The 25,387-nt window shown below is 58.8% G+C and carries 22 protein-coding genes and 2 tRNA genes; 11 read left to right on the top strand and 13 right to left on the bottom strand.

Going from position 1 to position 25,387, the window contains the following annotated elements:
* Window positions 1-20: 20 nt before the first annotated feature.
* A complete protein-coding gene (locus LKO31_RS06150) occupies window positions 21-1,226 on the bottom strand; it encodes an exo-beta-N-acetylmuramidase NamZ family protein (protein ID WP_227689288.1) in 1,206 nt (401 codons plus the stop codon).
* A gap of 1 nt (window position 1,227) precedes the next feature.
* On the bottom strand, window positions 1,228-1,764 hold the full coding sequence (locus LKO31_RS06145; RefSeq protein ID WP_227689287.1) for a DOMON-like domain-containing protein: 537 nt from the start codon (window positions 1,762-1,764) through the stop codon (window positions 1,228-1,230).
* A gap of 32 nt (window positions 1,765-1,796) precedes the next feature.
* On the opposite strand from LKO31_RS06145, the gene tyrS reads away from it, so the two are divergent.
* On the top strand, window positions 1,797-3,023 hold the full coding sequence (gene tyrS / locus LKO31_RS06140; RefSeq protein ID WP_227689286.1) for a tyrosine--tRNA ligase: 1,227 nt from the start codon (window positions 1,797-1,799) through the stop codon (window positions 3,021-3,023).
* Window positions 3,024-3,105: 82 nt separating this feature from the next.
* Complete coding sequence (locus LKO31_RS06135) at window positions 3,106-3,468, top strand: PilZ domain-containing protein (protein WP_227689285.1); 363 nt, start codon at window positions 3,106-3,108, stop codon at window positions 3,466-3,468.
* Window positions 3,469-3,510: 42 nt separating this feature from the next.
* Here LKO31_RS06135 and recG read toward each other — a convergent pair whose 3' ends face one another.
* A complete protein-coding gene (gene recG, locus LKO31_RS06130) occupies window positions 3,511-5,580 on the bottom strand; it encodes an ATP-dependent DNA helicase RecG (protein ID WP_227689284.1) in 2,070 nt (689 codons plus the stop codon).
* A gap of 100 nt (window positions 5,581-5,680) precedes the next feature.
* Here recG and LKO31_RS06125 point away from each other — a divergent pair, with 100 nt between their 5' ends.
* Entirely contained in the window at window positions 5,681-5,941 is a 261-nt protein-coding gene (locus LKO31_RS06125; RefSeq protein WP_227689283.1) for a succinate dehydrogenase assembly factor 2, read from the top strand.
* The gene (gene mfd / locus LKO31_RS06120) at window positions 5,938-9,432 is read left to right on the top strand and encodes a transcription-repair coupling factor (protein ID WP_227689282.1); all 3,495 of its coding nucleotides are present in this window, start codon (window positions 5,938-5,940) and stop codon (window positions 9,430-9,432) included. The genes LKO31_RS06125 and mfd overlap by 4 nt, the downstream gene beginning before the upstream one ends.
* Before the next feature lie 26 nt (window positions 9,433-9,458).
* On the opposite strand, the gene LKO31_RS06115 is transcribed toward mfd, so the two are convergent.
* A complete protein-coding gene (locus tag LKO31_RS06115) occupies window positions 9,459-10,637 on the bottom strand; it encodes a GGDEF domain-containing phosphodiesterase (protein WP_227689281.1) in 1,179 nt (392 codons plus the stop codon).
* A gap of 292 nt (window positions 10,638-10,929) precedes the next feature.
* Between LKO31_RS06115 and LKO31_RS06110 the strand changes: the two genes are divergently transcribed.
* The 3 genes from LKO31_RS06110 to LKO31_RS06100 all read left to right on the top strand — a co-directional run bounded on the left by LKO31_RS06110 (window position 10,930) and on the right by LKO31_RS06100 (window position 12,146).
* Entirely contained in the window at window positions 10,930-11,703 is a 774-nt protein-coding gene (locus tag LKO31_RS06110; RefSeq protein WP_227689605.1) for an NAD kinase, read from the top strand.
* 58 nt (window positions 11,704-11,761) lie between these two features.
* Window positions 11,762-11,836: transfer RNA gene (locus LKO31_RS06105), tRNA-Asn, on the top strand.
* A 235-nt stretch (window positions 11,837-12,071) separates the two neighbouring features.
* Window positions 12,072-12,146: transfer RNA gene (locus LKO31_RS06100), tRNA-Asn, on the top strand.
* Between the two features lie 118 nt (window positions 12,147-12,264).
* Here the strand turns inward: LKO31_RS06100 and LKO31_RS06095 are convergent.
* From LKO31_RS06095 to LKO31_RS06065, 7 genes are all read right to left on the bottom strand, one after another.
* Window positions 12,265-13,218, bottom strand: coding sequence for an AEC family transporter (locus LKO31_RS06095; protein ID WP_227689280.1), 954 nt, complete (start codon window positions 13,216-13,218; stop codon window positions 12,265-12,267).
* 484 nt (window positions 13,219-13,702) lie between these two features.
* Window positions 13,703-13,918 carry a hypothetical protein gene (locus tag LKO31_RS06090; RefSeq protein WP_227689278.1) on the bottom strand — a complete coding sequence of 72 codons (216 nt, stop codon included), beginning with the start codon at window positions 13,916-13,918 and terminating at the stop codon, window positions 13,703-13,705.
* Window positions 13,919-14,014: 96 nt separating this feature from the next.
* Window positions 14,015-14,155 carry a hypothetical protein gene (locus tag LKO31_RS06085; RefSeq protein ID WP_227689276.1) on the bottom strand — a complete coding sequence of 47 codons (141 nt, stop codon included), beginning with the start codon at window positions 14,153-14,155 and terminating at the stop codon, window positions 14,015-14,017.
* Window positions 14,156-14,167: 12 nt separating this feature from the next.
* On the bottom strand, window positions 14,168-15,199 hold the full coding sequence (holA, locus tag LKO31_RS06080) for a DNA polymerase III subunit delta (protein ID WP_227689274.1): 1,032 nt from the start codon (window positions 15,197-15,199) through the stop codon (window positions 14,168-14,170).
* Window positions 15,200-15,214: 15 nt separating this feature from the next.
* Complete coding sequence (gene lptE / locus LKO31_RS06075) at window positions 15,215-15,739, bottom strand: LPS assembly lipoprotein LptE (protein WP_227689273.1); 525 nt, start codon at window positions 15,737-15,739, stop codon at window positions 15,215-15,217.
* On the bottom strand, window positions 15,739-18,300 hold the full coding sequence (gene leuS / locus LKO31_RS06070) for a leucine--tRNA ligase (RefSeq protein ID WP_227689271.1): 2,562 nt from the start codon (window positions 18,298-18,300) through the stop codon (window positions 15,739-15,741). The genes lptE and leuS overlap by 1 nt, the downstream gene beginning before the upstream one ends.
* A gap of 93 nt (window positions 18,301-18,393) precedes the next feature.
* Window positions 18,394-18,801, bottom strand: coding sequence for a DUF3576 domain-containing protein (locus LKO31_RS06065; RefSeq protein WP_227689604.1), 408 nt, complete (start codon window positions 18,799-18,801; stop codon window positions 18,394-18,396).
* A gap of 512 nt (window positions 18,802-19,313) precedes the next feature.
* Between LKO31_RS06065 and LKO31_RS06060 the strand changes: the two genes are divergently transcribed.
* Window positions 19,314-20,021, top strand: a complete 708-nt coding sequence (locus tag LKO31_RS06060) for a hypothetical protein (protein ID WP_227689269.1) — start codon at window positions 19,314-19,316, stop codon at window positions 20,019-20,021.
* A 70-nt stretch (window positions 20,022-20,091) separates the two neighbouring features.
* Here the strand turns inward: LKO31_RS06060 and LKO31_RS06055 are convergent, their stop codons facing one another.
* Window positions 20,092-20,760 (bottom strand): thiamine phosphate synthase, encoded by a 669-nt coding sequence (locus LKO31_RS06055; protein WP_227689267.1) that lies wholly within the window; start codon window positions 20,758-20,760, stop codon window positions 20,092-20,094.
* An 82-nt stretch (window positions 20,761-20,842) separates the two neighbouring features.
* Here LKO31_RS06055 and LKO31_RS06050 point away from each other — a divergent pair, with 82 nt between their 5' ends.
* The 3 genes from LKO31_RS06050 (at window position 20,843) to LKO31_RS06040 (ending at window position 24,387) form a co-directional block, all read left to right on the top strand.
* A complete protein-coding gene (locus LKO31_RS06050) occupies window positions 20,843-21,502 on the top strand; it encodes a YggS family pyridoxal phosphate-dependent enzyme (protein WP_227689265.1) in 660 nt (219 codons plus the stop codon).
* 173 nt (window positions 21,503-21,675) lie between these two features.
* Window positions 21,676-22,065 carry a peptide-methionine (R)-S-oxide reductase MsrB gene (msrB, locus tag LKO31_RS06045; protein ID WP_227689264.1) on the top strand — a complete coding sequence of 130 codons (390 nt, stop codon included), beginning with the start codon at window positions 21,676-21,678 and terminating at the stop codon, window positions 22,063-22,065.
* Window positions 22,066-22,359: 294 nt separating this feature from the next.
* Entirely contained in the window at window positions 22,360-24,387 is a 2,028-nt protein-coding gene (locus tag LKO31_RS06040; protein ID WP_227689603.1) for a transglycosylase domain-containing protein, read from the top strand.
* Window positions 24,388-24,526: 139 nt separating this feature from the next.
* On the opposite strand, the gene LKO31_RS06035 is transcribed toward LKO31_RS06040, so the two are convergent.
* Window positions 24,527-25,387, bottom strand: a complete 861-nt coding sequence (locus LKO31_RS06035; RefSeq protein WP_227689263.1) for a phosphodiesterase — start codon at window positions 25,385-25,387, stop codon at window positions 24,527-24,529.

Raw genomic sequence — 25,387 nt, 5'->3', positions numbered from 1 at the left:
GTGCGCCCCGCCCTTGTCCATCAATATAGCAGCAGCGGCGCAATTTCGTCGCGCCAGCTTTGCTCATCCGGCGCCGCCCATGCGTCCAAATCGGCGGGCGTCGACGTCCGATCATCCACCCATTCGCGCAATTTGGTCGACCCATTGATCACATCAATCGCCAGCACATCATCGGTATATTCATATTTAAAATCTTTACCGCGCCACAGCACATAGTCGGGATAAAGGCTGCGAATGGCCTTAAATCCCAGCGCCTGCACCCGCCACGGGCGGAAAGCCGCATGGTCATACCATGGACCATCGGCATGAATATGAACCCCGCTATTCAGCTTGCCCATATGTTTGTGGAAGGTCGGTTCAAACCAAATATCACGCAGCTTGCACCCTGCCAGCCATTCGGGCGCAATCCGCTGCATTTCCGCAATGACCGCGCGCGCATCAACATCGGGCGCGCCGAACAATTCCAAAGGCCGCGTCGTGCCGCGCCCTTCACTCAATGTCGCGCCTTCGACCATCACTGTGCCCGCATAGGCGCGCGCCATATTCACATTGGGCGCATTGGGGCTGGGGTTCACCCAAGCGCGGTCCGTGGGCCAGCCAAAGCCCGCACCATCCGGCTGCCACCCTCGCATTTGCACCACATGATAATCCAAATTCAGGCCGAAATGCTGCTGAAACCAGCGGCCCATTTCGCCCATCGTCAGGCCATGCCGCATCACCATCGGCCCCGCGCCGACAAAGCTTTCCCAGCCCGCCTCCAGCCGATTCCCTTCCACCGGACGGCCTGCGGGATTGGGGCGGTCCAACACCCACACCGATTTCCCATGCTGCTCCGCCGCCTGCATCACATAGAGCAGCGTGGTAATGAAGGTATAAATACGGCAGCCCAAATCCTGCAGATCGACCAACAACACGTCGAATGTATCCATCGACGCATCGGTCGGACGGCGCACTTCGCCATAAAGACTGAAGCAAGGAATGCCATAAACCGGATCGGTATAATCCGGCGATTCCATCATATTATCTTGTAAATCGCCGCGCACACCATGCTGCGGGCCAAAGAGCGCGGTGACATTCACCCCCGCCGCGAACAGCGCATCCACGCTATGCGTCAAATCCGCCGTCACGGATGCGGGGTGCGCCAGCAAAGCCACACGCTTGCCTTCTAAGGGGGCGCGCAAAGCCGCATCGGAAATCAGGCGATCAATACCGAAGTGAACTATCATGTCATTGGCCTGCCGCAAGCGTGATCGCAAAGCAATCGGCATGATGGAAATCGGGCTTTTCCGATGGGTGCCGCAGCGCCCAATAGCTTTTCTCGCCGTCCCAATCCTCAATCACCGCCGCTAGTCCCAAGCGTGCCATCGGCTGATCGGGCTTGGCGATTTTTGCGGTAATCAACAGCATATAATCATTGCCCTCGGCGCTGATTTCCGGCGCTGGCACGTCTAAATTCGTCACGCCCTCGCGATATCCACTAAAACGATAGCCCGCCCAATCCCCCGCTGGCGCAAAATTATATTCGGCATAGCTGCCATCGTCAAAGCCCAGAAACGCTTCAAAACAAGTGGTTTTCCACAGCTCATCTTTGCGCTGGGCCGATGGGTGTTCCGGCAATTTCACGTCATCAATTTCGCCCACGACATGATAAGCGATGGTCAGCGCATCGCCGTCATCCGTCACCGTGACCATGATATCCGACAGCCATTCGCAAGGCGTATCAGGATGGGCCCACAAATTCCCTGTCGCGATCACCCTACTCATTTGCTTCACTCCATGCTATGCGCGCCGCCATTATGACTAGCTACACATCTGATCTGCTGCGCGTTCTCGATGAACGCGGCTATATCCACCAGACCACGGACGCGGAAGGCCTAGATGCGCTTGCCGCGAAACAGATTGTGCCAGGATATATTGGCTTTGACGCGACGGCCCCCAGCCTTCACGTCGGCAGCCTCGTCCAGATCATGATGCTCCGCCGTTTGCAGCAAACGGGCCACAAACCGATCGTCCTGATGGGCGGCGGAACCACGCATATTGGCGACCCAACGGGCCGCGACGAAAGCCGCAAGATGCTTTCGCAAGACACCATCGAATCCAACATCCAATCTATTTTCAGTATCTTCAAACAATTTCTTACCTTTGGCGACGGCCCAACCGATGCTGTCATGGTCAACAACCACGACTGGCTGAGCCAATTGGGTTATATCCAATTGCTGCAAGAGGTTGGCACCCATTTCACCATCAACCGTATGCTGACCTTTGATTCGGTAAAATTGCGTCTGGAACGCGAACAGCCGATGACCTTCCTTGAATTCAACTACATGATTCTTCAGGGATATGACTTCCGCTACTTGTCCCAGAAAATGGGCATGCGCCTGCAAATGGGCGGCTCTGACCAATGGGGCAATATCGTCAATGGCATGGAATTGGGCCGGCGTATGGACGGCAGCCAATTATTCGGCTTGACCACCCCATTGCTCACCACCGCCGCTGGCACCAAAATGGGCAAGACGGCATCGGGCGCTATCTGGCTGAATCCCGCCCAATTGCCGGATTATGATTATTGGCAGTTTTGGCGCAATTGCGACGACCGCGATGTTGGCCGCTTCCTGCGTTTGTTCACCGATTTGCCATTGGACGAAATCGCGCGATTGGAATCGCTCGAAGGCGCAGACATTAACGAAGCGAAGAAAATCCTCGCCAACGAAGCCACCAGCCTGTGCCGCGGCACCGAGGCGGCGGCAACAGCCGCAGCAACCGCGCAGCAAACCTTTGAACAAGGCCATATTGGCGGCGACCTGCCGCAAATCAGCGCTGGCGCAGATGGTATCCGCATCCTCGACGCGCTGCGCGATTTGGGTTTTGTGGCCTCCAACAAAGAAGCGCGCCGCAAATTGGACGAAGGTGCCGTCAAGCTGAACGGCGACGTGGTCAAGGATGCGACACTGGTCATCCAACCCGCCGACCAACCGATCACGCTCAGCCTTGGCGCCAAGAAGCACGGTTTAATTAACCGTTAAAGCGAAGCATTTTTGGGGCTAACCAAGCCCTGAAAAATGGCGTAAAAAGCCCCCGCCGTTTAACGAATTGCGGGGGTTTTTCATGCGCAAATCCGACACCAAAACGCCAAATTATATGGGGCTGGATCAGCGCGGCACCAAACGCAGCGATGTCTATTTCCGCCTGTCGTTCGACCTGCCCGACGGCCGCCAAGACATCGCTACCTGTGTTAACATCAGCAATGACGGCTTGCTGGTCCGCTATCCACAGGCCTTTGAACTGGATGACAAATTAATCTTTCGCCTGCCCATTTTGGGTGCGCGCTCTGCCAAGGTGATCTGGTCGATCAGCGGGAAATCTGGCACGCAATTTGACGACCCAATTGACGAAAAAGACTATCTACCTTTGCTGCGCGCCATGGGCGTCAAGGTCGATACGGACTCGGATACACCCAGCGCGTCGTAACGCCGCCTGCATCCCATTTCCCAAGCTCGCCGCGCCGCACCCCTAGCCGCTGCGCAGCAACGGTATCGCCGCATCACGGCGGAACAGATATAGGCAATCGCGCACCGGTCCACCGCGTTTTCCGTCCATCCCGCCATCTTGCTCAACGAACAAGCGCGCATCATCATGGGCGGCGGGCAATAATCGCTGCAATTGTTCCGCGGTCGACAGGCGATAATCGGCATCCCCCGATTGCTTCAGCCCCAGCAATTCTCCGCCGCCGCGCAATTCCAAATCTTTTTCCGCAATCACAAAGCCGTCATTGGTATCGCGCATCAAGGCCAAGCGTTCCCGCGCCGTCTCGCTCAGATTTTGGGAACGCAGTAACAAACAGACGCTTTTCGCTGTTCCGCGCCCCACACGCCCGCGCAATTGGTGCAATTGCGCCAAGCCAAATCGATCCGCATGTTCCACCACCATCAGGCTTGAATTGGGCACATTGACGCCCACTTCAATCACCGTCGTCGCGACCAAAACGCCAATCTCGCCCGCCTCAAAACGCGACATCACCGCGTCTTTTTCCGGCCCTTTCATCTTGCCATGCACCAAGCCGACACGTTCACTGCCCAGCCGCGCCCGCAAATATTCGGCGCGGTCTTCGGCGGCGGTCAAATCCAACTTTTCACTCTCCGCCACCAAGGGGCACACCCAATAGGCTTGCTCACCCTTTTGCAAATGCCGCGCCAGCCCATCCGCCACTTCGTCCAACCGCTCAATGCTGATCACGCGGGTATCCACAGGCGTGCGTCCCGGCGGCATTTCATCCAGCCGCGACACATCCATCTCGCCATGATTGGCCAGCAACAAAGTGCGCGGGATCGGTGTCGCCGTCATCACCAGCAAATGCGGGGGACGCTGGGCCTTGTCCGTCAACATCAACCGCTGGGCCACACCGAAACGATGCTGTTCATCCACCACCACCAAGCTCAGGTCACGATATTGCACCGATTCTTGGAAAATCGCATGGGTGCCCACCAAAATATGAATGCTGCCATCCGCCAAGCCCATCAGCGTCGCTTCGCGGGCTTTGCCTTTGTCGCGGCCCGTCAATATGGCGATATTCACTGGCAACCCCGCCAACATGCTTTGCAGGGACGCCAAATGTTGGCGCGCCAAAATCTCGGTTGGGGCCAGCAAGGCCGCCTGCGTCCCCGCCTCCACCGCCGTCAACATGGCGCGCAAGGCCACCAAAGTTTTGCCACTGCCAACATCACCCTGCAACATGCGCAGCATCGGTGTGTCGCGGGCCATATCGACGCTGATTTCGCGGCCCACCCGTTCCTGTGCCCCCGTCAAACCGAACGGCAATTGCAAAGCCTGCACCAAGCGCCCGTCGCCCATAATCGCGCGGCCACGGCGATTCTTCAGGCTTTGCCGGATCAGCATCAACGCCACTTGGCTGGCGAAAATCTCGTCATAAGCCAGCCGATCCCGCGCCGGTGCATCATGCGGGCTTTGGTGCGCGCGGCCCATCGCGTCATGCCAATTCGGCCATCCATGACCCGCCACCATCGACGGCGTAATCCATTCCTGAAATTCGGGCCGCCGTTCCAAGGCCATCTGCATCAGGCCCGACAGCCGCGCATTGGTCAGCCCCTCGGTCAGCGGATAGACCGCCTCCTGCATCGCAATCGGGGCCGCGCCCTCGCCAATTTCGCTGACATGGTCGGGGTGCACAATTTGCCACATATCGCCAAATTGATCGAGCCGCCCCGACACCCGCCGTTTTTCGCCCAGCGGAAACAATTTTTTCGCCAAGCCCGCCGTGCGCCCAAAATAAACCAACCGCACATGATCGCCCGCCGCATCCACCGCATCGACACCAAAGGGTGCGCGCGGACTGCGGCCTGGCCGATAATCCTGTGCCGTCACCTCGACAATCACCACTTGGCCTGCCTGCCCCTGCTCCAAACAGTCCAGCGGAACGCGGCTAATCAGGCCGGTCGGCAAATGAAACAGCGCGTCCGCCACCGTTTCCAATCCCAATCGCGCAAGGGGCTTGGCCAGTTGCGGGCCAACGCCCTTCAGGTCGGTCAGGGCGGCAAATAAAGGGTTCAAAATTTCGGGTCGCATGATGGCCCGATGTCTAGCGCAAGACCGCGAAAATAACAGCCGCGAAACTTATTGCCGCTTGTGCGTTGATAGTCTCAGCGATCCGACTAAAAGGCCCTGCATGAACGACCGCCTGAAACGCCTGAAATTCCGCGCTTGGCACCGTGGCACCCGCGAGGCCGACTATATGATCGGCGGCTTTTTCGACCGCTATGGTCCGACCTTTGATGAAAATCAGCTCGTCTGGTTCGAAGCGGTTTGCGAAGAAGATGATGTGGACATCATGGCTTGGGCCATGAATGTGGGCGAACCGCCCGAACATTTGAACAACCCCGAAATGATCGCTGCCATGCGCAAATTGGATTATATCCCGCTGCCATGAAGCCTGCCTCCGCCGACCTTTTCGCCCAAATTGGCCGCGCCTCTGCGCCGCTAACCCTTGCGAGAGTGGCGGACGGCTTTTTGCCGTTGCTGCTGGCCGATCTGGCCCGCGCCAGCAGCAAAAGGCTGCTGTATATCGCGACCGACGATGCCGCCATGCAGGCCATCGCCGACGCCGCGCCTTTCTTTGCGCCGGATCTCACCATCCACCGTTTTCCGGCTTGGGACTGCTTGCCCTATGACCGTGCGGGTCCATCCATGCGGATCAGCGCCGACCGGCTGGCGACGCTATCCGCGCTGCAACAACCCGCCAAACGCGGCGAGCTTATCCTCACCACCATCGCCGCCGCCACCCAGCGCACGCTCACGCCCTTCCGCATTCGCCAACTCGCCACCACCTTAGCGGCGGGGCAGCGGATTGACCGCGATGCTTTGGCCGAATTACTGGTCGCCAATGGCTTTAACCGCGTCGACACGGTGGCCGACCAAGGCGAATTTGCGGTGCGCGGCAGCATCGTCGATCTGTTCGCGGCGGGCGAGCAGCATGGCCTGCGCGTTGACTTCTTTGGCGACGAAATTGAATCGATTCGCTGGTTCGACACCGCCGACCAACGCAGCCTTGCGCCCGCCAAGGGCCTGTCGCTGCTGCCCGCCGCCGAAACTTTGCTGGATGAAAATAGCATCAAGCGTTTCCGCAGCCGCTACCGCGACCGTTTCGGTGCCCAAGCCACCGGCGACCCGCTCTATCAAGCCGTCAGCGAGGGTCGCCGCCAAGCGGGCATGGACCATTGGCTGCCGATGTTTGAAGAGAAGCTGGCGACGCTGTTCGATTATTTGGACGCCGACACCCCCGTCCTCCGCAGCCAGCGCAGCGAGGCCACACTCGACAGCCGTTTCGAAGCGATCACAGACTATCACGCCAACCGTGTCGAAGCCGCGCAGGAACAAGCGGGCAGCTATCGCCCTCTCGCGCCCGACGCTCTCTATCTGACGCAGCCCGAATGGAATGACGCGGCCGCCACCCGCCCCATTCATATCGTCACCGCCTTCGACACACCGCCCGCGCCCATGGTCATCGACATGGAAAGCCATAGCGCGCGCGACTTCACGCCCGAACGCGCCGCCGACCTGAACATATATGACATGGTCGCCGACCATCTGTCGGACGAACGCCGCGCGGGACGCCGCACCATCATCGCCAGCTATAGCGCGGGTGCGCGGGACCGTTTATCTGGCCTGCTGCGCGATCATGGCGTCACCAGCCTGCACCCCGCCGATGATTGGCAAAGCGCGCTGGGGCTTGCCTCGGCCGAAGCGGGCGGCGCGACCGCCATGGTCGTCTTGCCACTGGATCATGGCTTTGCCACCGACGCCATCAGCCTGCTGACCGAGCAAGACATATTGGGCGAGCGTTTGGTGCGCCGCCAGAAAAAGCGCAAAAGCGCCGACGCCTTCTTGGCGGAACTTGCCACATTGTCGGTCGGCGATCTCGTCGTCCACCTAGACCATGGCGTGGGCCGCTACGAAGGCCTCACCTCCATCCCCGTAGGCAAAAGCCCGCATGACTGCGTCTTGCTCACCTATCAGGGCGGCGACAAACTCTACGTTCCCGTCGAAAATCTCGACGTCCTGTCCCGCTACGGCGGCGACAGCGAAGGCGTCGGGCTGGACAAGCTAGGCGGCGAAGCATGGCAGCGCCGCAAAGCGCGGATGAAAGAGCGCATCCGCGAGATTGCGGGCGAATTGCTGGCCACGGCTGCCCAGCGCGCGCTGCGCAGCGGCGAAGTCCTGACCGCCGACACCAGCTATCCCGCCTTTGCCGACCGCTTCCCCTATCAAGAAACCGACGATCAAGAACGCGCCATCGGCGATGTGCTGGACGATTTGGCCTCTGGCCGCCCGATGGACCGCCTTGTTTGCGGCGATGTCGGCTTTGGCAAAACGGAGGTCGCGCTGCGCGCCGCCTGCGTCGCGGCCATGGCGGGGCAACAAGTCGCCGTGGTCGTGCCCACCACCTTGCTTGCCCGCCAACATTTCAATAATTTCGTTGAACGATTCAAAGGCTTCCCGATCAATGTCGGCCGCCTATCCCGCCTTGTCCCTGCCTCCGAAGCGCAAAAAACACGCGATGGTTTGGCGGACGGCACGATGGACATCGTCGTTGGAACCCATGCCGTCATCGCCAAATCCGTCGATTTCAAAAATCTCGGCCTCGTAATCGTCGACGAAGAACAACGCTTTGGCGTCGTCCACAAGGAACGGCTAAAACAGCTAAAAACCGACGTCCACGTCCTCACCCTCACCGCCACGCCCATTCCGCGCACGTTGCAAATGGCGATGTCGGGCCTGCGCGAACTCAGCGTCATTCAAACGCCGCCGGTCGACCGTTTGGCCGTGCGCACCTATGTCGCGCCATGGGACGGCGTGGTGATCCGCGAGGCTTTGCTGCGCGAACATGATCGCGGCGGCCAAAGCTTCTTCGTCACCCCGCGTATCAAAGACCTGCCGGATATTGAAGAATTTCTGCGCACCCGCATCCCCGAAATCAAATATGTCGTCGCCCACGGCCAAATGTCACCCACCGAAGTCGAAGAGCGGATGAGCGCCTTTTACGACCGCAAATATGATGTACTGGTATCGACCACCATCGTCGAAAGCGGCCTCGACATCCCCAGCGCCAACACGCTGGTTATCCACAGGGCCGACCGCTTCGGCCTAGCGCAATTATACCAGCTTCGTGGCCGTGTCGGACGCGGCAAAACGCGGGCCTATGCCTATCTCACCACCGCCGAAGGCGGCGCGATGACGGACACCGCCGAAAAGCGTCTGAAATTGCTGGGTGATCTCGACACGCTGGGCGCGGGCTTCCAACTCGCCAGTCACGACCTCGATATTCGCGGCGCTGGCAATTTGGTGGGCGATGAACAATCCGGCCATATCCGCGAAGTCGGCTTTGAACTGTATCAATCCATGCTCGAAGAAGCGATTCTCGTCGCCAAGGCCGAGGGGGCAGGCGTCGCCCCTCCACGCGAAGCCTTGTCGCCAGTCATCACCGTCGATGCGCCAATCCTGATTCCCGACGATTATGTTCCTGACCTGCCGCTGCGCATGGCCCTCTATCGCCGCCTCAATGACGCCGAAGACCGTGCCGGACTGGACGCGTTCGCCGCTGAAATGATCGACCGTTTCGGCCCATTGCCCCAAGAAACGTCGAACCTCATTCAATTGATGGAAATCAAGGCCAACGCCAAACAAGCCGGCATCGCCAAGCTGGACGTTGGCACCAAGGGCGCGCTCATCAGCTTCCACGGCGATCAATTCGCCAACATCCCCGGCCTGATTGCCTATGTCGAACGCCTCAAGGGCCGCGCCAAATTGCGCCCCGATATGAAGCTGTCGATCAGCGGCGACTGGGCTAGCGCGCCAGCGCGCCTGAATGGCGCGTTACAACTGTCCAAAGGTCTAGGAAAGGTGGCGCGGCAGGCGGGATAAGCCCCGCCGCGCGTCATTACGCCGTCTTAATCTTGATGCACCGGAAATCTTGCGTCGCGCGCCCGCGCCTCTGCCACCAAAGCGGGCAGCGCCGCACCCGCCACCGGTTCTGACCACAAAAACCCCTGCCACACGCCAACGCCCAATTCCGCCAAGCGCGCCAATTGGGTATCATTTTCCACCCCTTCGGCAATCACGACCAAGCCCAAGGCCTTGGCCAAATCGGCAATCGCCCGCACCACAATCTGGTCCCGCTTTGTGCCCATAATGGTGCGTGTAAAACCGCTGTCGATTTTCAAATAATCAATGGGCAAGCGCGCCAGCAACGACAGGCTGGAATATCCGGTACCAAAATCATCAATCGCAATGGACGATCCCCCCGCCCGCAACTGCGCCAATTGCGCGGCGGCGCTGGCAGGGTCGCTCAGCATCGCTTGTTCGGTCAATTCCAGCGTCAATCGGCTTTGCGAAACCCCTTCTTCGGCGGCCATGCGCGCCACGCGGCTGGCAAAGTCCAAATCCCCCAAATCCGCAGCGGTAATATTCAGCGACAAACGCAAATCCGCCAGTTCCGCTGGCCATTGCCCCGCCTCGCGCAGCGCCAATCGATGGGCGTGTTTGGTCAATTCCTTGTCCATGCCAGCGGCTCGCGCCGCGGTCACCAACGGTCCTGCGCCCAATGTTCCCAGCTCGGGATGTTCCCAACGGATCAACGCCTCTACGCCGACCATCACGCCGGAAATCATGTCATATTGCGGTTGATAGACTATCCGCACTTCGTCATGTTCCAGCGCCGCTTTCACCGACGCCCCATCGCGGGCGGACGCAGGGCGCGCCAAAATCTCGCACGCGCTGCGCAATTGCGCCTCCACCGACTGGTCCGCCGAAATCATGGCCGTCGCAATACGCATGGTCACGCGGCCATGGGGGTCGCCGACCAATGGTTCGGCCAGCGCCAAATGCAGGGATCGCTCCTGCACAAACAAGGCCCTCTCCGTCATGGGCTTGGATGGCACAATCAAAAATCTTGGCCCATCCAACCGCGCGACATAGCTGCCCGCGCCAAATTCATCACCGGCAAAGGTCTGCAAACGCCATCCGATTTCCTCTAGGATAGCATCACCAGCGGCGGACCCAACGCTGTGGTTAATTCGGGCCAATTCATCGGCCTGCACCAAAATCACGCCGATAAGGGGACTTTGCACCAAAAAATCTTTTGTAATTTTTTCAGCCGCAGCAATCAGCACATCTGTCATCCGATATCATAGCGCCCCGACTAGGCGGGCGTGATCATTGCGCTCATTTCCTTGCGCTTCAATCAAAATTCTCATTCCCTCATGATTAACCAGCAGCAGTCAGACACTGCTCACTTGCTTCCCCTTCAAATGACTGTCAAAATAGCGAAATCAGAGCACGCCCCTTTCCGGTTCGATAAAGCTGGCGTTGCCCCCTTTAGTCGAACGGAACGGCCCTAGGCTGCTCATCCACAGGGGGAAGATAATGCAACGCAATATTGCGCTGGTCGCATCCAATGCACCAGCAGCACTAGAGGCGGAAGCCGAACTGCGACCCATGTATGATTTCGTCGATATGGCCGAGGCTGATCTGGTCATTGCCTTGGGCGGCGATGGGTTTTTGCTGCATGTCTTACACCAGATGCTCGACCGCCGCCGCACCTTGCCCGTCTTTGGGATGAATCGCGGCAGCGTTGGCTTTTTGATGAATGATTTTCGTGCCGAGGCTCTGTTGGAACGCCTTAGCAACGCCAGCCAATATATCATCCACCCGCTCAGCGGCGAAATCACGACCATCGACAATGAACGCCACATCCTGCCTGCCATAAACGAAATCTCTCTGCTGCGCGAAACCCGTCAGGCGGCAAAACTGGAAGTGATGGTTAATGGCAAAACCATGTTGGATGAACTGATTTGCGACGGGCTGTTGGTGTCCACCCCCGCTGGCTCCACCGCTTATAATTTGTCGGCCAACGGCCCCATCTTGCCGTTGGAATCTGCGCTGCTCGCCCTCACGCCGATCAGCCCTTTTCGCCCTCGGCGCTGGCGCGGCGCGATTCTACCCGAAGCCACCAGCTTTCAATTCAACGTCCTTGAGGCCGTCAAACGCCCCGTCAGCGCCGTTGCCGACCAGCGGGAGATTCGCGATATCAAGCATGTCCGCGTCACCGCCGACCGTTCCCGCCCGCTGACCTTGCTGTTCGACCCCGACCATGGGCTGGACGACCGCATCGCAATGGAACAATTTGCTTTTTAGGGCTTGCCAAATCATTTCATTCCCATCATAGGGCCTCTCGTCCGCTACGGCGGATTGCTCCTCGGTAGCTCAGCGGTAGAGCAATCGACTGTTAATCGATTGGTCGCAGGTTCGAATCCTGCCCGGGGAGCCACTTTCCAACATCGCTGAATTGCATCACAGCTTGGACAAGTGGCGACATCTCGCCTTGCCCCTATTGGCCACCCTCATCCTTTGTCCGCGCTGCGTCAATCGCGTTGCAGCATGACCGTCCATCAAGCACGGACATGGTCAATATTTTTATCTTGTTTCACACATTTCTTGCACAAGGCTGTTGCCAAACGCGCCGGATATCAGCATAGGCTTGTCCCACGCCACACGGCGCCTGTTCCTCGGTAGCTCAGCGGTAGAGCAATCGACTGTTAATCGATTGGTCGCAGGTTCGAATCCTGCCCGGGGAGCCACTTACTAGCCCAAATGGCATAGCAAGCGGCCTTTATATAAATCAGATCATATCATTGAAACAGCGCCCCATGCCACAACCGATGGCACCTTGCGCGCACGCGTCCTCCATCAGCGCGATCATGCGCCCAATCCCATCACCAGCATCAAGATCGGCAAGCTCAGCCCCGCACAAATCGTCGATATGGTGATAATGCGCGCCGTCATGCGCAGGGCCCCATCGCCGCCATAGCGGGCGAGCGCCAAACATCCCGCACCCGACGGCACCGCCGCGATTAACAACAAAGTCTGATATATAATGGTCGGCTGCGGCGGCAGCACCCACAACAAGCCCGCCGTCACCACTGGCAAAAGCAGCAACTTCCCAGCGACGCTACGCATGGTTGCGCCCGTCCCGCCAGCCTGCGGCACCGGACGCGCCATGAACAAGCCCACCGCAATCAAGGCGCAAGGCGTGGTCGTGGCCCCGATGGTGATCAGCAACTTATCCACAGGCTGCGGCAAGGGCAGCGCAGCCACCGCCACCAACGCCCCAGCCAGTGCAGCAATCAACAGCGGATTGCGCGACGCCAGCGACACCGCCATTTTCACGCCGTCCATGCGGCTACGCCCCACGCGCGCATTTGGACTGGTCATCACAGCAGACAATGTCCCCAGCGCAAATAAAATGGTGGAATTCAGGGCGATAATCACGGCAGCAGGGGCAAGGCTGGCTGGACCCAGAATCGCCAAACACATCGGCAGCCCAATAAAGGCATGATTGCCATAGGATGCCGCAAAAGCCGCAGCATTGGCTTCACCGCGCCCCTGCCCGCGCCAAGATTCGATGGCGAAATGCACAGTATAAACGATCAAGAAAGCGCCGACGACCACGGTGAACATGACAGGTTCCATCAAATCCCGCGCATCCATGGTCGCCAAAATATGGAATGTCAGCACGGGCAAAGCCAGATTGGCGACAAAGCCATTCAAGACATGATGGGAATCTTGCCCGAACCACTGAACACGGCCACAGGCAAAACCCACCACAATCAGCGCAAAAATGGGGAATAAGGCCCCAAAAATATCCGCCATATCTATTCCTTGCCGCCCATGCGCTGCCAACGACGCGGTCGTTGGTACGCAGCTTTTTTGATCATGCTCGGCTGCTATCTGCTGCGCACGCTGCCTTGCCAAGCCTTTTCCCGCGCTTACAACTGCTCCCATGCGCATGTCACTCAGGGCATGGATGCAGTGGGCCGCAAAAGGGGCCAGAGCCGCCACCGATCAGCGACACAGATCGGCGCCGCAATCCCTAACGGTGCTTGGCTCACGCAGGACAATACAGCGCATTGCGGGCGATATCGCAACGACAGCGCCGCATCCGACCCACCAAGGCGCGCAAAACAAAGATTATGAAAAATAGCGGCATCCAAAGCCGCGATCGCCTCAGCGATAAATTATGCTGCACTGCACAATTTTTGAAATTAGGATATGCAATTCCTGTATATCGCAATGCCCATGCGAACATAAGATTCGCCGGACTAACGCCAATATATTGCCTTAAATGATATGAAATTTAGCGCGCAGCAACCATCGCATAGGTTTGCATCGACACAGCGTGATTTTGCATCGCACGCACACGTACCAAGTCCATATTTTCCGTATCATTCATGATGTTAAGCTGCGCAAGCTTCGTCGCTTCGGCTTGGGCTGGCGTCGATGATTCAGGCAAATTCTGCCCAACAAGCGCACAGGCTGGAACGGCCAGTCCCGCAATTATCAACTTCCACATAGCCCTCTCCTCACCGCATTTCATGCTATTGTTATAGGGTGCAGCATATGCAGCATTTTCAGCGAATGCAAGTGAAAGCCCCCATGACTGCACGCGCTATATCATGCCGGTAAAGGGACTATATTCCCTGCTATTATCAATTTTTTGCTGCACCTTTTGCGCATCATATCCGCTGCACAAAATCACCGCCACATTGCCCAACCGCACGCGGCCAATCTGGCCCATATATGGTGCCAATGTCTCGCGCTCTTAACGCGCGCGCGCTGCCAAATGGGTGATGTCCGTCATCAATTTGCGAAACAAAATAGAGCCCGCCGTGCCCGACGCCTTCAGCGCCTGTTCGCATTCCAACAAGCGCGTCATTAAACGCGCCAGCTTGGGCGCATCCCAAATATGCAATTGCGCGGCTACCGCCTCTCGCTCTTTGAAAAAGACACCGCTGCGCGGCGAACCGACCACGCTGGATGGATGCGCTCCGCCGTCAACATCGGCGCGCAAGCGTACCAGCAACAGCGCCCGAAGCGATAGCGCGCGAATCAAGCGTATTTCCGCCACCCCAATGGCAGCCGCCGTGGCCAGCACATCGGGCAGTGCCTGTACTTTGCCGCCCAAAGCGACGTTGATGTAATCGCTGACATCCTCTTCATGCGACGCCGCGCCCAACAAAGCGATGTCCGCTGGCGTCACCTGCCGCTCCCGCTCTGGCGCAGCATCCAAATAAAGCGCAATCTTCTCAATCTCTTGCCGCATCAACGCTTGGTCGCCCGACACCAAATCGATCAGCAATTGCGCCTCGGCGTTGGAAAAGCGCAAACCCGCTTCGCGTCCGGCATCCATCGCAATGCCCACCAAGGCACGGCGGTCCGGTTGATAGCAAATGGCTGCAACGCCGCAGGACGATGCCTCTACCGCTTTGATAATTTTCGATTTTGCGGTGATGCTGGCACCCAATGCAATCACCGGATTGATGACCTTTTCGGCCTGAAACAACTCCTCCAGCGCGGGCAGAACATCGTCCCCACTGCCGGAAATTTCCAAGCGGATCACGCGCTGCGGCGAAAATAGCGACATGGATGCTGCCTCCACCGCCAATAAGGACGGGTCCGCCGCCAACATCGCCGAACTCAGGTCCAGCCGTTCGGCATCTTGGCCCGCCAAACGCAGCAAATGGCTGGCAATCGCCGCCATGGTCGAATCGTCCGGCCCCGCCACCAACATCAAGCGTGTGTCGGGGTCAAGCCGCTTCAGCCGCTCCAACTCATAGGGCTTAACCGCCTTCATTCGGTCAGCGCCGCTTCATTCCGCGCTGGGCGAACGCCCTGCCGTACGATTGGCGTAAACGGCAATACGGGCGATAATCTGATCTGCCACGCTGGATGCCAAACGTTCTAGAACCGTCGATTCCGCTGCGATGGTCGCAAATTCGCTGCCCACCACGTCAATGCCGCCATCTTGCGCAGCCGTGGCATCCACCAACACTTCGCCATTCGATACATCAACCAGTTGATAGCGCGCGCGCAGCGTCCGCCGTTCGCGCACCACCGCTTCATCGGCCCGCACGCCAAATCCATCAATGCTGTCTTCCAACCGAACATCCAAGCGATAGCGGCTTTGTCCGCCATCCTGCTGGGATGCATGCAATCGGTCGCGCAGCGCATTGCGGACCAGCCAGCCCCGATGCCCCTCAATGGGCGCAACATCAATGCCGGACAGCAAGGCCGCCACCTCTCCCTTGCCGCCATTGGCGTATAAGGGGCGCAAACCACATCCGCTGACCAGCAGCGACGCAGCAATGAAGCAAGGGAGGATCAGCTTTTTCATCAGGCGACAATATTAACCAAGCGGTCGGGAACAACAATCACCTTCTTGGGCGTTGCTCCGGCCAGCATCTCGGCAATTTTCGGACGAGCCAAAGCGGCCGCTTCGACATCCGCCTTGTCCGCGCCCTTGGCCATGGTCATGGTATCACGCAGCTTGCCGCCCAATTGAATGGCAATGGTCACTTCATCATCCACCAACAAAGCCGCATCGACGACGGGCCATGCCGCATGGGCCACCAAATGGGCAGTACGTTGACTGTCCGGCAATTCCGACCATGCTTCTTCGGCCAGATGCGGCATCATGGGCGCCACCAGCAAAATCAGCGTGCGGCAAGCCTCTGCGCGGGTGGCAGATGGTTTGGATTTTTCAATGTCATTGGTCAGCGCATGGACCTTGGCCACCGCCTTATTAAAGCTCAATGCTTCAATATCCATCGCGATGCCAGCAATGGCCTGATGCAGCTTGCGGGCCAGCGCCTTATCCTCTGCGCTATCGCCCAGATTTTGGGTTTCACCAAAGACGCGCCACAAACGCTGCACAAAGCGCCAAGCGCCTTCAATGCCTGCCTCGCTCCATGGCAAGTCGCGTTCCGGCGGGCTATCCGACAGCATGAACCAACGCGCCGCGTCCGCACCATATTGTTCCAAAATATTGTCGGGATCGACGACATTCTTTTTGGATTTCGACATCTTAATGACGCGGCCCACATCCACGCTACTGCCGTCGGCCTTCAATGTCGCGCCATCACCCGTGCGGTCAATGTCCGTCGGTGCAAAGAAGATCGGCGGCAAACCTTCGCCTTGCACACGGCTATAGGTTTCATGCGTGACCATGCCCTGTGTGAACAGGCTCGCAAAGGGTTCTTTGACGTTGATCATGCCCAGACGTTCCAACGCCCGCGTCCAAAAACGCGCATAGAGCAAGTGCAAAATCGCATGTTCAATACCGCCAATATATTGGTCGACCGGCAACCAACGCGCGATCACGTCGGGGTCAAACGGCTTGTCGGCTGGCGCACTGGCGAAGCGCAGGAAATACCAGCTGCTGTCCACAAATGTGTCCAATGTGTCGGTTTCGCGCACAGCCTTGCCGCCGCAGCTTGGGCAATCGACATGCTTCCATGTCGCATGGCGGTCCAGCGGATTTCCAGGGACAGAGAAGTCCACATCTTCTGGCAAAACCACCGGCAATTGGTTGCTTGGAACCGGAACAGTGCCGCAGGCATCACAATGGATGAACGGGATCGGCGTTCCCCAATAACGTTGGCGCGAAACGCCCCAATCGCGCAGACGCCATACGGTGGTGCCTTTGCCCCACCCTTGATGTTCCGCGCGCGCAATCACCGCTGCCTTGGCTTCATCAACGCTCATGCCGTCCAAGAAATGGCTGTTCACCAATTTCCCGCCGCCAACATAGGCCTCGTCGCTCTCATAGACTTGGGCCACATGGTCGCCGTCCGCAATCACGCGGTGCACTGGCAGGCCATATTTGCGCGCCAAATCCAAGTCGCGCTGGTCATGCGCCGGACAGCCAAATACCGCGCCCGTGCCATAATCCATCAGCACATAATTCACGACCCACACGGGCAGGTGCCAATTGGGGTCCAGCGGATGTTCGACGGTCAGGCCGGTATCAAAGCCGCGCTTTTCCGCCGTTTCCAACTGCTCCGCCGATGTGCCCTGACGGCGACAATCTGCAATGAATTCCGCCAATTGCGGTGCATTAGCCGCCAGCTTGGCCGCCAAAGGATGGTCGGGCGAAATCGCTGCAAAGCTGGCGCCGAACAGCGTATCGGGGCGCGTGGTAAACACGTCAAATCCATCGCTGCTGCCCGTCAGCTTGAACGAAAATTGCAGGCCCTTGCTATGGCCAATCCAATTTTCCTGCATCAAACGGACCTTGTCAGGCCATTTGTCCAGCGTGTCCAAACCATGCAGCAATTCTTCGGCAAAATCGGTGATTTTCAAAAACCACTGCGACAGTTTTTTCTTTTCAACCAAGGCGCCCGAACGCCAGCCCCGTCCATCAATAACCTGTTCATTGGCCAGAACCGTCATGTCGATCGGGTCCCAGTTCACAAAGCTTTCTTTGCGATACACCAAGCCCGCTTCGTACAAAGCAAGGAATAACGCCTGTTCCTGACCATAATAGTCCGGCTCACAGGTCGCCAGTTCGCGGTCCCAGTCAAAAGCCAAACCCAAGCGCTTCAGCTGGGCGCGCATCGATGCAATATTGTCGCGCGTCCAACCACCGGGGTGAACGCCCTTTTCCATCGCCGCATTTTCGGCTGGCATCCCAAAGGCATCCCAACCCATGGGGTGCAACACATCATGGCCCGTCATACGCTTGAAACGCGCCAACACGTCGCCCATCGCATAGTTGCGCACATGGCCCATATGGATACGGCCCGATGGATAGGGGAACATTTCCAAAATATAAGCTTTGGGACGGTCATTGTCCGAACGCATGATATCGGGGGTCGCAAAGCTGTTGTCGGCGTCCCATGCGGCCTGCCAGCGCGTATCGGCAGCCAATGCGCTAAAGCGCGTATCGCGGGTCATTTTCCGTTTCCCGTAAATGGTAGAAAAGTCAAAAATTCAATAAAATTGGCGCGAAATGGTTCCCGATCCCGCGCCAAAAAAATCGGGCGGTGATTATCCGCGAATGGCGCTGCGGCGCAGGTCACGCGCGCGGGTCAAAATCACTTCTTCCAGCTTTTGCACAGTGGCCGCCTGCACTGGCGCATCCACCCAAGCGCCGCCCTGCGACACTTGGCGCGATGCCGCGACGCGCAGCGCGTCAGCGCGCAAATCCTGGTCCAAAATCGAAACCGTCACCTTCATCCGTTCGCCGGGGTTCGATGGATTGGCATACCAATCGGTCACGATCACGCCGCCTGCGCTATCGGCTTGGAGCAAGGGCATGAACGACACCGCGTCCAGCGACGCGCGCCACAAATAGCTGTTCACGCCAATGGTGGTCACTTGCGATGCTGCCAGATCGGCGCGGGGACGTTCCTTGCCACCACAAGCCGCAAGACCTGCGCAAGCGACAGCAACCATCGCCAAAGTCGCCGTGCGGCGAACGGCAGAAACGGACAGGTTGGACATGCCTAAGCACCTTTTATCTGGGCGCCGCCACATAATCGGGAAGGCCGCGCAAGCTGGAATGATGTGTGCGTCTGTATCGCCGTTGCGAACACACGGCAAGCACAGCAATGCAAGATCGGCGGATTAGCGTTTATGGGCGTTCGCCTGCCCGCCATCCCCACCACCGCGTCGCGCCGCATTGCCAGCGCTTGACGAAAAACCCAATGGCGTCATCATCTTGCCATCCGCCCTATCCACAGGCGACGCTTCGCAAATGGGCCTAGCCAAGGTCGGGGCTGTGGACAATCGGCAACAGGCCGGAACAATCCCGCACATTCAGGCCTATCTTTTTGTCACGACTCTGGAATTTCTCCATTTCCATGCCTATAGTTCCCATACAGGAAGGACGGATTCGTCAGCAATTTTGTTACAAAAAGCAATTTCTGCCGCCAAATCCCGTCCCGCAACACATGGAGTTGGGCATAATGTCGCGACAATCGCGCCATTTCTTAAAAGCTGGTTTGATCGCGCTTGCCGCGACCACCATTGCTTTGCCCCCTGCTCTGGCATCCTTATCCCGCACGGACCGCATTCGCGACACGCAATTGTCCGAAACCTTGCTCGGCCAATTCACCCCCGCCAGCGGCGACCCGCGCCTGATTGCCCGTTATAATAATATGGCCGCCAATACGCGCAGCCAGTTCAGCTTCACACCGGCCATCACGGATAATGATCGCAAGAACCGCGCTATCACCGTGGTGATTCGCGCCAATGAAGCCAACCCTGCGGCCCGCATGCCAGCGGCGCGCAGCAAGGCCGCTATTGCTATCCAACCCCTCGCTTATGATTTGGGTGCCTCGGTGGGCTTTGACAAATTCGTCACGCCGGCCATTCCACGCGGCACCGACCTAAAGCATCTGCCTCAGGCCCGCGCCCTAGAGGGTGAGCGTCACAAGCCTTCCCGCTTCGCCGCGCAAATGCGCCCCGCCAAAAGCGACCCCGAGGCTGCGCCAGATCGGTGGAGCAGCATCGCCAACGACCAAGCCGTGGACGTTGTCTCCAGCTATCGCTTGACCAAGAATTTGGACGTCACTGCTGGCTATCGCTACAAGAGCGAGGACGCCGTCGAACCATTGACCGATGGCCGCCGCGACAGTCAGGCCGTCTATATCGGCACGGCGTTCCGCTTCTAAACCTTCCGCACTGCTCCCCTATCATCCTCGTTCATTCGCTGGCGAGATGCTTCAGGCAAACTCCTCCACGCTAGCGCAGCGTGGCTTTACGCCTTTTGGCGCGTTTGATGCTACACGCCTGATCCAGTGCATCAATGCCCGCCCATGCGGCGCGCCCATGAAAACTGCCCCGCTTGCGATTCAGCGAGCGGGCCGCCGCCGCACTCATGCCGCCCAGCGCCGCCACCTGCGCCCCGCCAACATCGCGGGCCAAGCGCCGCCACGCCGCATCACCCAAATATGCCGCCCCATCATGTGACCGCGTCGCGTAAAGCGGAGAGATAAAGACAATATCCGCCCCCATTTTGCGCGCCCGCAGCGCTTCACGGCGATTATGCACGGGCATCGACACAAGAAAACCACCGCGCCGCGCCGCGCCAGACGGCGGTGCCATATGGTGCCGCACATGCACGCCATGCGCGCCCCATCGGCGGGCCATGGCCGCCTCGCCCGCCAAAATCACCGTCAATTGGCGCAGACGCGCCACGCGCATCACCCCGCGCATCAAGCGATAGCGCGCACCAACAGGCAAATCATCATGGCGCAGCACCACACCGCTTCCAACCGGCAGGCTGGCCACCACATCCATCAGCCTGTTCTGCAACCGTTCATCGCTAAACAGCCACAAGGGCGGCATAGAGAATTCCGTCTGGGAGAATTCCGTCTGGAGGAAATCTGTCTGGGGGTGGCGCTTCATCATCACCCTTTCTATAGGCCCAGCAACAGCGCACGCAACGCATGCCATGCTTGGCGCATGGCCGCGCGAACAACAGGAATGGATTATGACGCAAGCAGCGGACCAATTGGCCGAGGTTCAACAACAAATCGCCGACGCGAAAATACGTGCCAAGCGCAGCGACGATGTCTGCCTGATCGCCATTTCCAAAACCCAAACCATTGATGTCATCCGCCCGTTAATCGCGGCGGGGCAACGCCATTTCGGGGAAAACCGCGTCCAAGAAGCCGCCGAAAAATGGCCAGCCCTGCGCGGCGAAACGCCGGATATCACGCTCCATTTGGTGGGCCAATTGCAATCGAATAAAGCCGAAGAAGCGGTCGCCCTGTTCGACGCCATCCACAGCGTTGACCGCCCATCATTGATCGAAGCCTTGGGCCGCGCCGTTCAAAAACTGGGCCGCAGCCCGCAAATTTTCCTTCAAGTCAACATCGGCAAGGAAGAACAAAAGGGCGGATGCGCAGCAACCGACATTGCCGACCTGCTGACGCTGTGCCAGCAACATGGGCTGAATGTCCAAGGCCTGATGGCCATTCCGCCCGCCGACATCGAACCCTCGCCCTTCTTTGCGTTGCTGGACGAACTGGCGCATCGCCACAATTTGCCGCTGCGCTCGATGGGTATGAGCAGCGATTATGCCGCCGCTGTCACTTTGGGCGCAACCCATGTGCGCGTGGGCACAGCCTTGTTCGGCGCCCGCGCCTAATTTTACTCCCGCTTATGCTGGCGGTGCGCCCACCCCAATATGGACGGACGCACCACCATGATTGCGACTTGTCACGCCGCCCCTCTCGCCCAATATTGGGCAGCAGAACCACCAACCCCGCCATCGCGGCCCATCGGCCCAATGGGCCAATGCAAGCACAGGAAGGCTGAATCATGAGCAACGCCGACACCAACCGCCCCCTCGACCCGCTGGCCCATCATGTGCTGCGCGAAGGCGGAACCGAACGCGCCTTTACGGGCCGCTATACCGACCACAAGGGCGATGGCACCTATTGCTGCGCGGGCTGCGGCCAGACCTTGTTCGACAGCCGGACCAAATATGACAGCGGTTCCGGCTGGCCTAGCTACACCGCCCCCGCCGACGAAGGCGCGGTGCAAGAACTCACCGACCACAGCCACGGCATGACCCGCACCGAGGTGCGCTGTGCGCGCTGCGACGGCCATTTGGGCCATGTCTTCCCCGACGGTCCGGGGCCAACGGGCCTGCGCTATTGCATCAACAGCGCGGCGCTTGACTTCGCCGATCGCGGCACCGAAGACTGAGGCAGATGGACGCGGCCAAGAACCCGCGCCAAGCAACTGAATTATGACGGCCATATCGCCGCCCCATTGGAATGAAGGATCTTTGGCTTGAGCCATGAACGATCACCCTCGAAACCCTCTTCTTCCGGCAATGGTGGCGGCAGCAATGGCAAATCCGGCGGCGGCGGCCGCAAATCATCACCCGCCAAACCGCGCTGGCGGCATTGGCTAAAGCGGTTGTCTCAATGGGGTCTAGGCTTGGCGATCATTGGCTTGATCGCGGTGGCGACCGCGGTTGGCATCGCCGCCAGCCGTATGCCCAGTTTCGAAGAATTGAAAAATTCGCCCGCTGGCCAGACTATTCGTGTGCGCGCCAGTGACGGCACCGTCTATTTCACCCTTGGCCCCAACTATGGCCGTTGGCTGCCGCTGCGCGAAACACCGCAGGTCATGCAAGACGCCATGGTCGCGGTCGAGGATCGCCGTTTCCGCATCCACCCGGGCGTCGACCCCGTTGGTATGGCGCGCGCCGCGATTGTGGCGGTCCAGCATCGCGGCACGGGCCGCCGTATGCAGGGTGCATCCACTATCACCCAGCAATTGGCCCGCAATATCTTCTTGTCCAACAGCTATACCTTCACCCGCAAAGCGCGCGAAGTCATCCTTGCTATGGCGCTAGAGTGGAAGTTCAGCAAAGACGAGATTCTCGAACTTTATCTCAACAAAGTCTATTTTGGCGGCGGCAGCTATGGCGTCGATGCGGCATCCCGCTTATTCTTTGGCCATAGCGCCACAGATATGACCTTGGGCGAAGCCGCCGTAGTCGCTGGTCTGGTCAAGGCCCCGTCCCATTATTCCCCCACCGCCGACGCGGGCGCGGCCCTGTCGCGCGCCAAGGTGGTGCTGGATGTCATGGTCGATGCGGGCGTCATCAGCCGCGCACAGGCCGACGCCGCCAAACCCGCCGACCTGCAACCCGTCAAGGAAGCGGGCCAAAATAGCGCCCGCTATTTCACCGACTGGGTGCTGCCACAACTGGATATGCTGATCGACGAAGGCAGCAGCGCCATCGACGTTTACACCACGCTTGACCTGTCGCTGCAACGCACCGCGACCGCATCGATACAGGCCAACACGCCCGCCAATGTGCAAGGCGCACTGGTGTCGCTGGACCGCGACGGCGCGGTGCTGGCGATGGTCGGTGGCCGCGACTATGTCACCAGCAATTATAACCGCGCCACACAGGCCTTGCGCCAACCCGGTTCGGCTTGGAAAGTCTTCGTCTATATGGCCGCGCTCGAAGCGGGGTATAAGGTGGAAGATATCGTCAACGACGGCCCCGTGACCATCAATGGCTGGTCGCCGCGCAACTCCTCTGGCCGCTTCTCCGGCGATGTCACGCTTCGCACCGCCTTTGCTTATTCGCTCAACACCGTGGCCGCCAAATTGGGCGACGAAGTGGGCTATAGCGCGGTGGCCAATATGGCTCGCCGCTTTGGCATCACCACGCCCATTAACACCCAACCCTCGATGGTGCTGGGTACATCCGAAGTGCGGGGCATCGACCTCACCGCCGCCTTTGCCGCCATTGCGCGCAAGGGCGTGTCGGTAACGCCTTATGGCATCACCAAAGTGACCAACAGCGACGGCGAAATCCTCTATCAACACGAACCCGACCGTGGCCGTGTCTTGGTGGACCAATGGGTTGCCGCTGGCATCACCGATCTGATGCAAACGGCCGTCAACACCGGCACCGGCCGCGCGGCGCAAATTGGCCGCCCCGTGGCGGGCAAGACGGGCACCACCAGCAGCAACAAAGACGGCTGGTTCTTGGGCTTTTCCAGCGGCATCACCACCGGCGTGTGGATGGGCCGCGACGATGCCAAGGCCGTCGGCGGGCTGCAAGGTGGCCGCGCCCCCGCCAAGGCGTTCAGCGACTATATGCGCGTCGCGGTCGCCAAACGCCCTGTCGAACAATTTGAGACAGAGGTTGTCCTGCCCGAATGGCAACTCGAAGAAGAAGGCGACGGATATTTCGGCGAACCAGGCCAAGATGGTTTGGTCGACGAAAATGGCATGCCGCTGGAACTGCCCGCCGAACCTAATGTCGAGGTGGAAACCTATCCCACCGACGAGCCCATTGTTCTGGACCAAAAATGGATCGAAGAACAAACGGGCCGCCGTGGTGCTGGGTCTGGTGGTGGCAGCGCTGGCGCATCTTCTGGCAATTCAGCGGGCTCTGGCGCTGATGGCAATCGCGGCCAAAATGGTGCCGCTGCATCGCAACCGCGCCCTGCACCGGCCCGCCCGCTGTCCAACGACACGGCCACGCGGATCTATTGATGGATTTTCCCACCCAATATGACCGCTCCTGATATTATTTTCAGGCGCGGCGTTCCGTGGTCAAAATAAAAAACGCGGGCCGCTATGACAGCGCCCGCGTTTTTTGTGCCGCTTGATCCATCAAGCGCTCTTCAACATATCAGATGTCCGGTGAAACGGGCCGCTCCGCCTCCAAATGCTGCACAAGCGGCTGCATTCGTTCATCATATCGCGCCAACACCGGATGTTGGCCCGCGCTCATATAGAAGCTGATCAATTCCCGCCCGTTCCAGCGGTGCAAAGCATAAGCCGGCTCTTCGGCCTGAATCATGGCGCGATGGTCGGGCCGCTCGCTATCCAGCGGTGTAAAATCGGCGGTCACTTGCGGCGCGCTGGATGAACAAATGGCCACGGTGCGTCCACGCCATGATGCCGTTACGCTGCGGTGCAAATGCCCGCAAATCAGTCCGCGCACCTGATCATGCCGTTCCAGAACCGCCGAAAAAAGCTGAACCCACGGTTCCTCTGGGTCCGTGTTCATCCACTCAATGCCGCATTCCACGGGCGGATGGTGCATGACAATATAGGTTGGCTTATCCGGTGCCTCGCCCAACCGTCTATCCAGCCACGCAGCGCGCTGATCACAAAAGGCCCCACCATGGCGGCCCTCCTCCAGCGTATCGACCATCACCAAACGCACATCGCCTAAGTCCTGCACATATTGCACAAAACCATGGCCATCATCATAATCAGGGAAAATTGCATGGAAATTGTCCCGCACATCATGGTTTCCAACCAGCGGAAACCATGGATAGGGGCAATCGCCCAAGGCCGCTTTTAATCGTAAATAACTGTCTTGATCGCCATGATCGGCCAAATCGCCGGTCAACAACAGCAAATCCGGCTGGTTCGGTCCTTCGGCCAAGGCCGCCAACACCGCCACCAATCGCTGTTGATTAAACTCATCCACATTATTTGGGTCAAACCCGATATGCACGTCTGTTATCTGTGCGATCAACAT

This window comes from Sphingopyxis yananensis, from assembly GCF_020687785.1.
GTDB lineage: Bacteria > Pseudomonadota > Alphaproteobacteria > Sphingomonadales > Sphingomonadaceae > Sphingopyxis > Sphingopyxis yananensis.
This window is presented reverse-complemented; position numbering and strand designations above follow the sequence as displayed.

Coding starts and splice junctions, on each gene's coding strand:
- LKO31_RS06150 (WP_227689288.1), bottom strand. CDS start 1,226: ATGATAGTTCACTTCGGTATTGATCGCCTGATTTCCGATGCGGCTTTG.
- LKO31_RS06145 (WP_227689287.1), bottom strand. CDS start 1,764: ATGAGTAGGGTGATCGCGACAGGGAATTTGTGGGCCCATCCTGATACG.
- tyrS (WP_227689286.1), top strand. CDS start 1,797: ATGACTAGCTACACATCTGATCTGCTGCGCGTTCTCGATGAACGCGGC.
- LKO31_RS06135 (WP_227689285.1), top strand. CDS start 3,106: ATGCGCAAATCCGACACCAAAACGCCAAATTATATGGGGCTGGATCAG.
- recG (WP_227689284.1), bottom strand. CDS start 5,580: ATGCGACCCGAAATTTTGAACCCTTTATTTGCCGCCCTGACCGACCTG.
- LKO31_RS06125 (WP_227689283.1), top strand. CDS start 5,681: ATGAACGACCGCCTGAAACGCCTGAAATTCCGCGCTTGGCACCGTGGC.
- mfd (WP_227689282.1), top strand. CDS start 5,938: ATGAAGCCTGCCTCCGCCGACCTTTTCGCCCAAATTGGCCGCGCCTCT.
- LKO31_RS06095 (WP_227689280.1), bottom strand. CDS start 13,218: ATGGCGGATATTTTTGGGGCCTTATTCCCCATTTTTGCGCTGATTGTG.
- LKO31_RS06090 (WP_227689278.1), bottom strand. CDS start 13,918: ATGTGGAAGTTGATAATTGCGGGACTGGCCGTTCCAGCCTGTGCGCTT.
- holA (WP_227689274.1), bottom strand. CDS start 15,199: ATGAAGGCGGTTAAGCCCTATGAGTTGGAGCGGCTGAAGCGGCTTGAC.
- lptE (WP_227689273.1), bottom strand. CDS start 15,739: ATGAAAAAGCTGATCCTCCCTTGCTTCATTGCTGCGTCGCTGCTGGTC.
- leuS (WP_227689271.1), bottom strand. CDS start 18,300: ATGACCCGCGATACGCGCTTTAGCGCATTGGCTGCCGATACGCGCTGG.
- LKO31_RS06065 (WP_227689604.1), bottom strand. CDS start 18,801: ATGGTTGCTGTCGCTTGCGCAGGTCTTGCGGCTTGTGGTGGCAAGGAA.
- LKO31_RS06060 (WP_227689269.1), top strand. CDS start 19,314: ATGTCGCGACAATCGCGCCATTTCTTAAAAGCTGGTTTGATCGCGCTT.
- LKO31_RS06055 (WP_227689267.1), bottom strand. CDS start 20,760: ATGATGAAGCGCCACCCCCAGACAGATTTCCTCCAGACGGAATTCTCC.
- LKO31_RS06050 (WP_227689265.1), top strand. CDS start 20,843: ATGACGCAAGCAGCGGACCAATTGGCCGAGGTTCAACAACAAATCGCC.
- msrB (WP_227689264.1), top strand. CDS start 21,676: ATGAGCAACGCCGACACCAACCGCCCCCTCGACCCGCTGGCCCATCAT.
- LKO31_RS06040 (WP_227689603.1), top strand. CDS start 22,360: ATGCCCAGTTTCGAAGAATTGAAAAATTCGCCCGCTGGCCAGACTATT.
- LKO31_RS06035 (WP_227689263.1), bottom strand. CDS start 25,387: ATGTTGATCGCACAGATAACAGACGTGCATATCGGGTTTGACCCAAAT.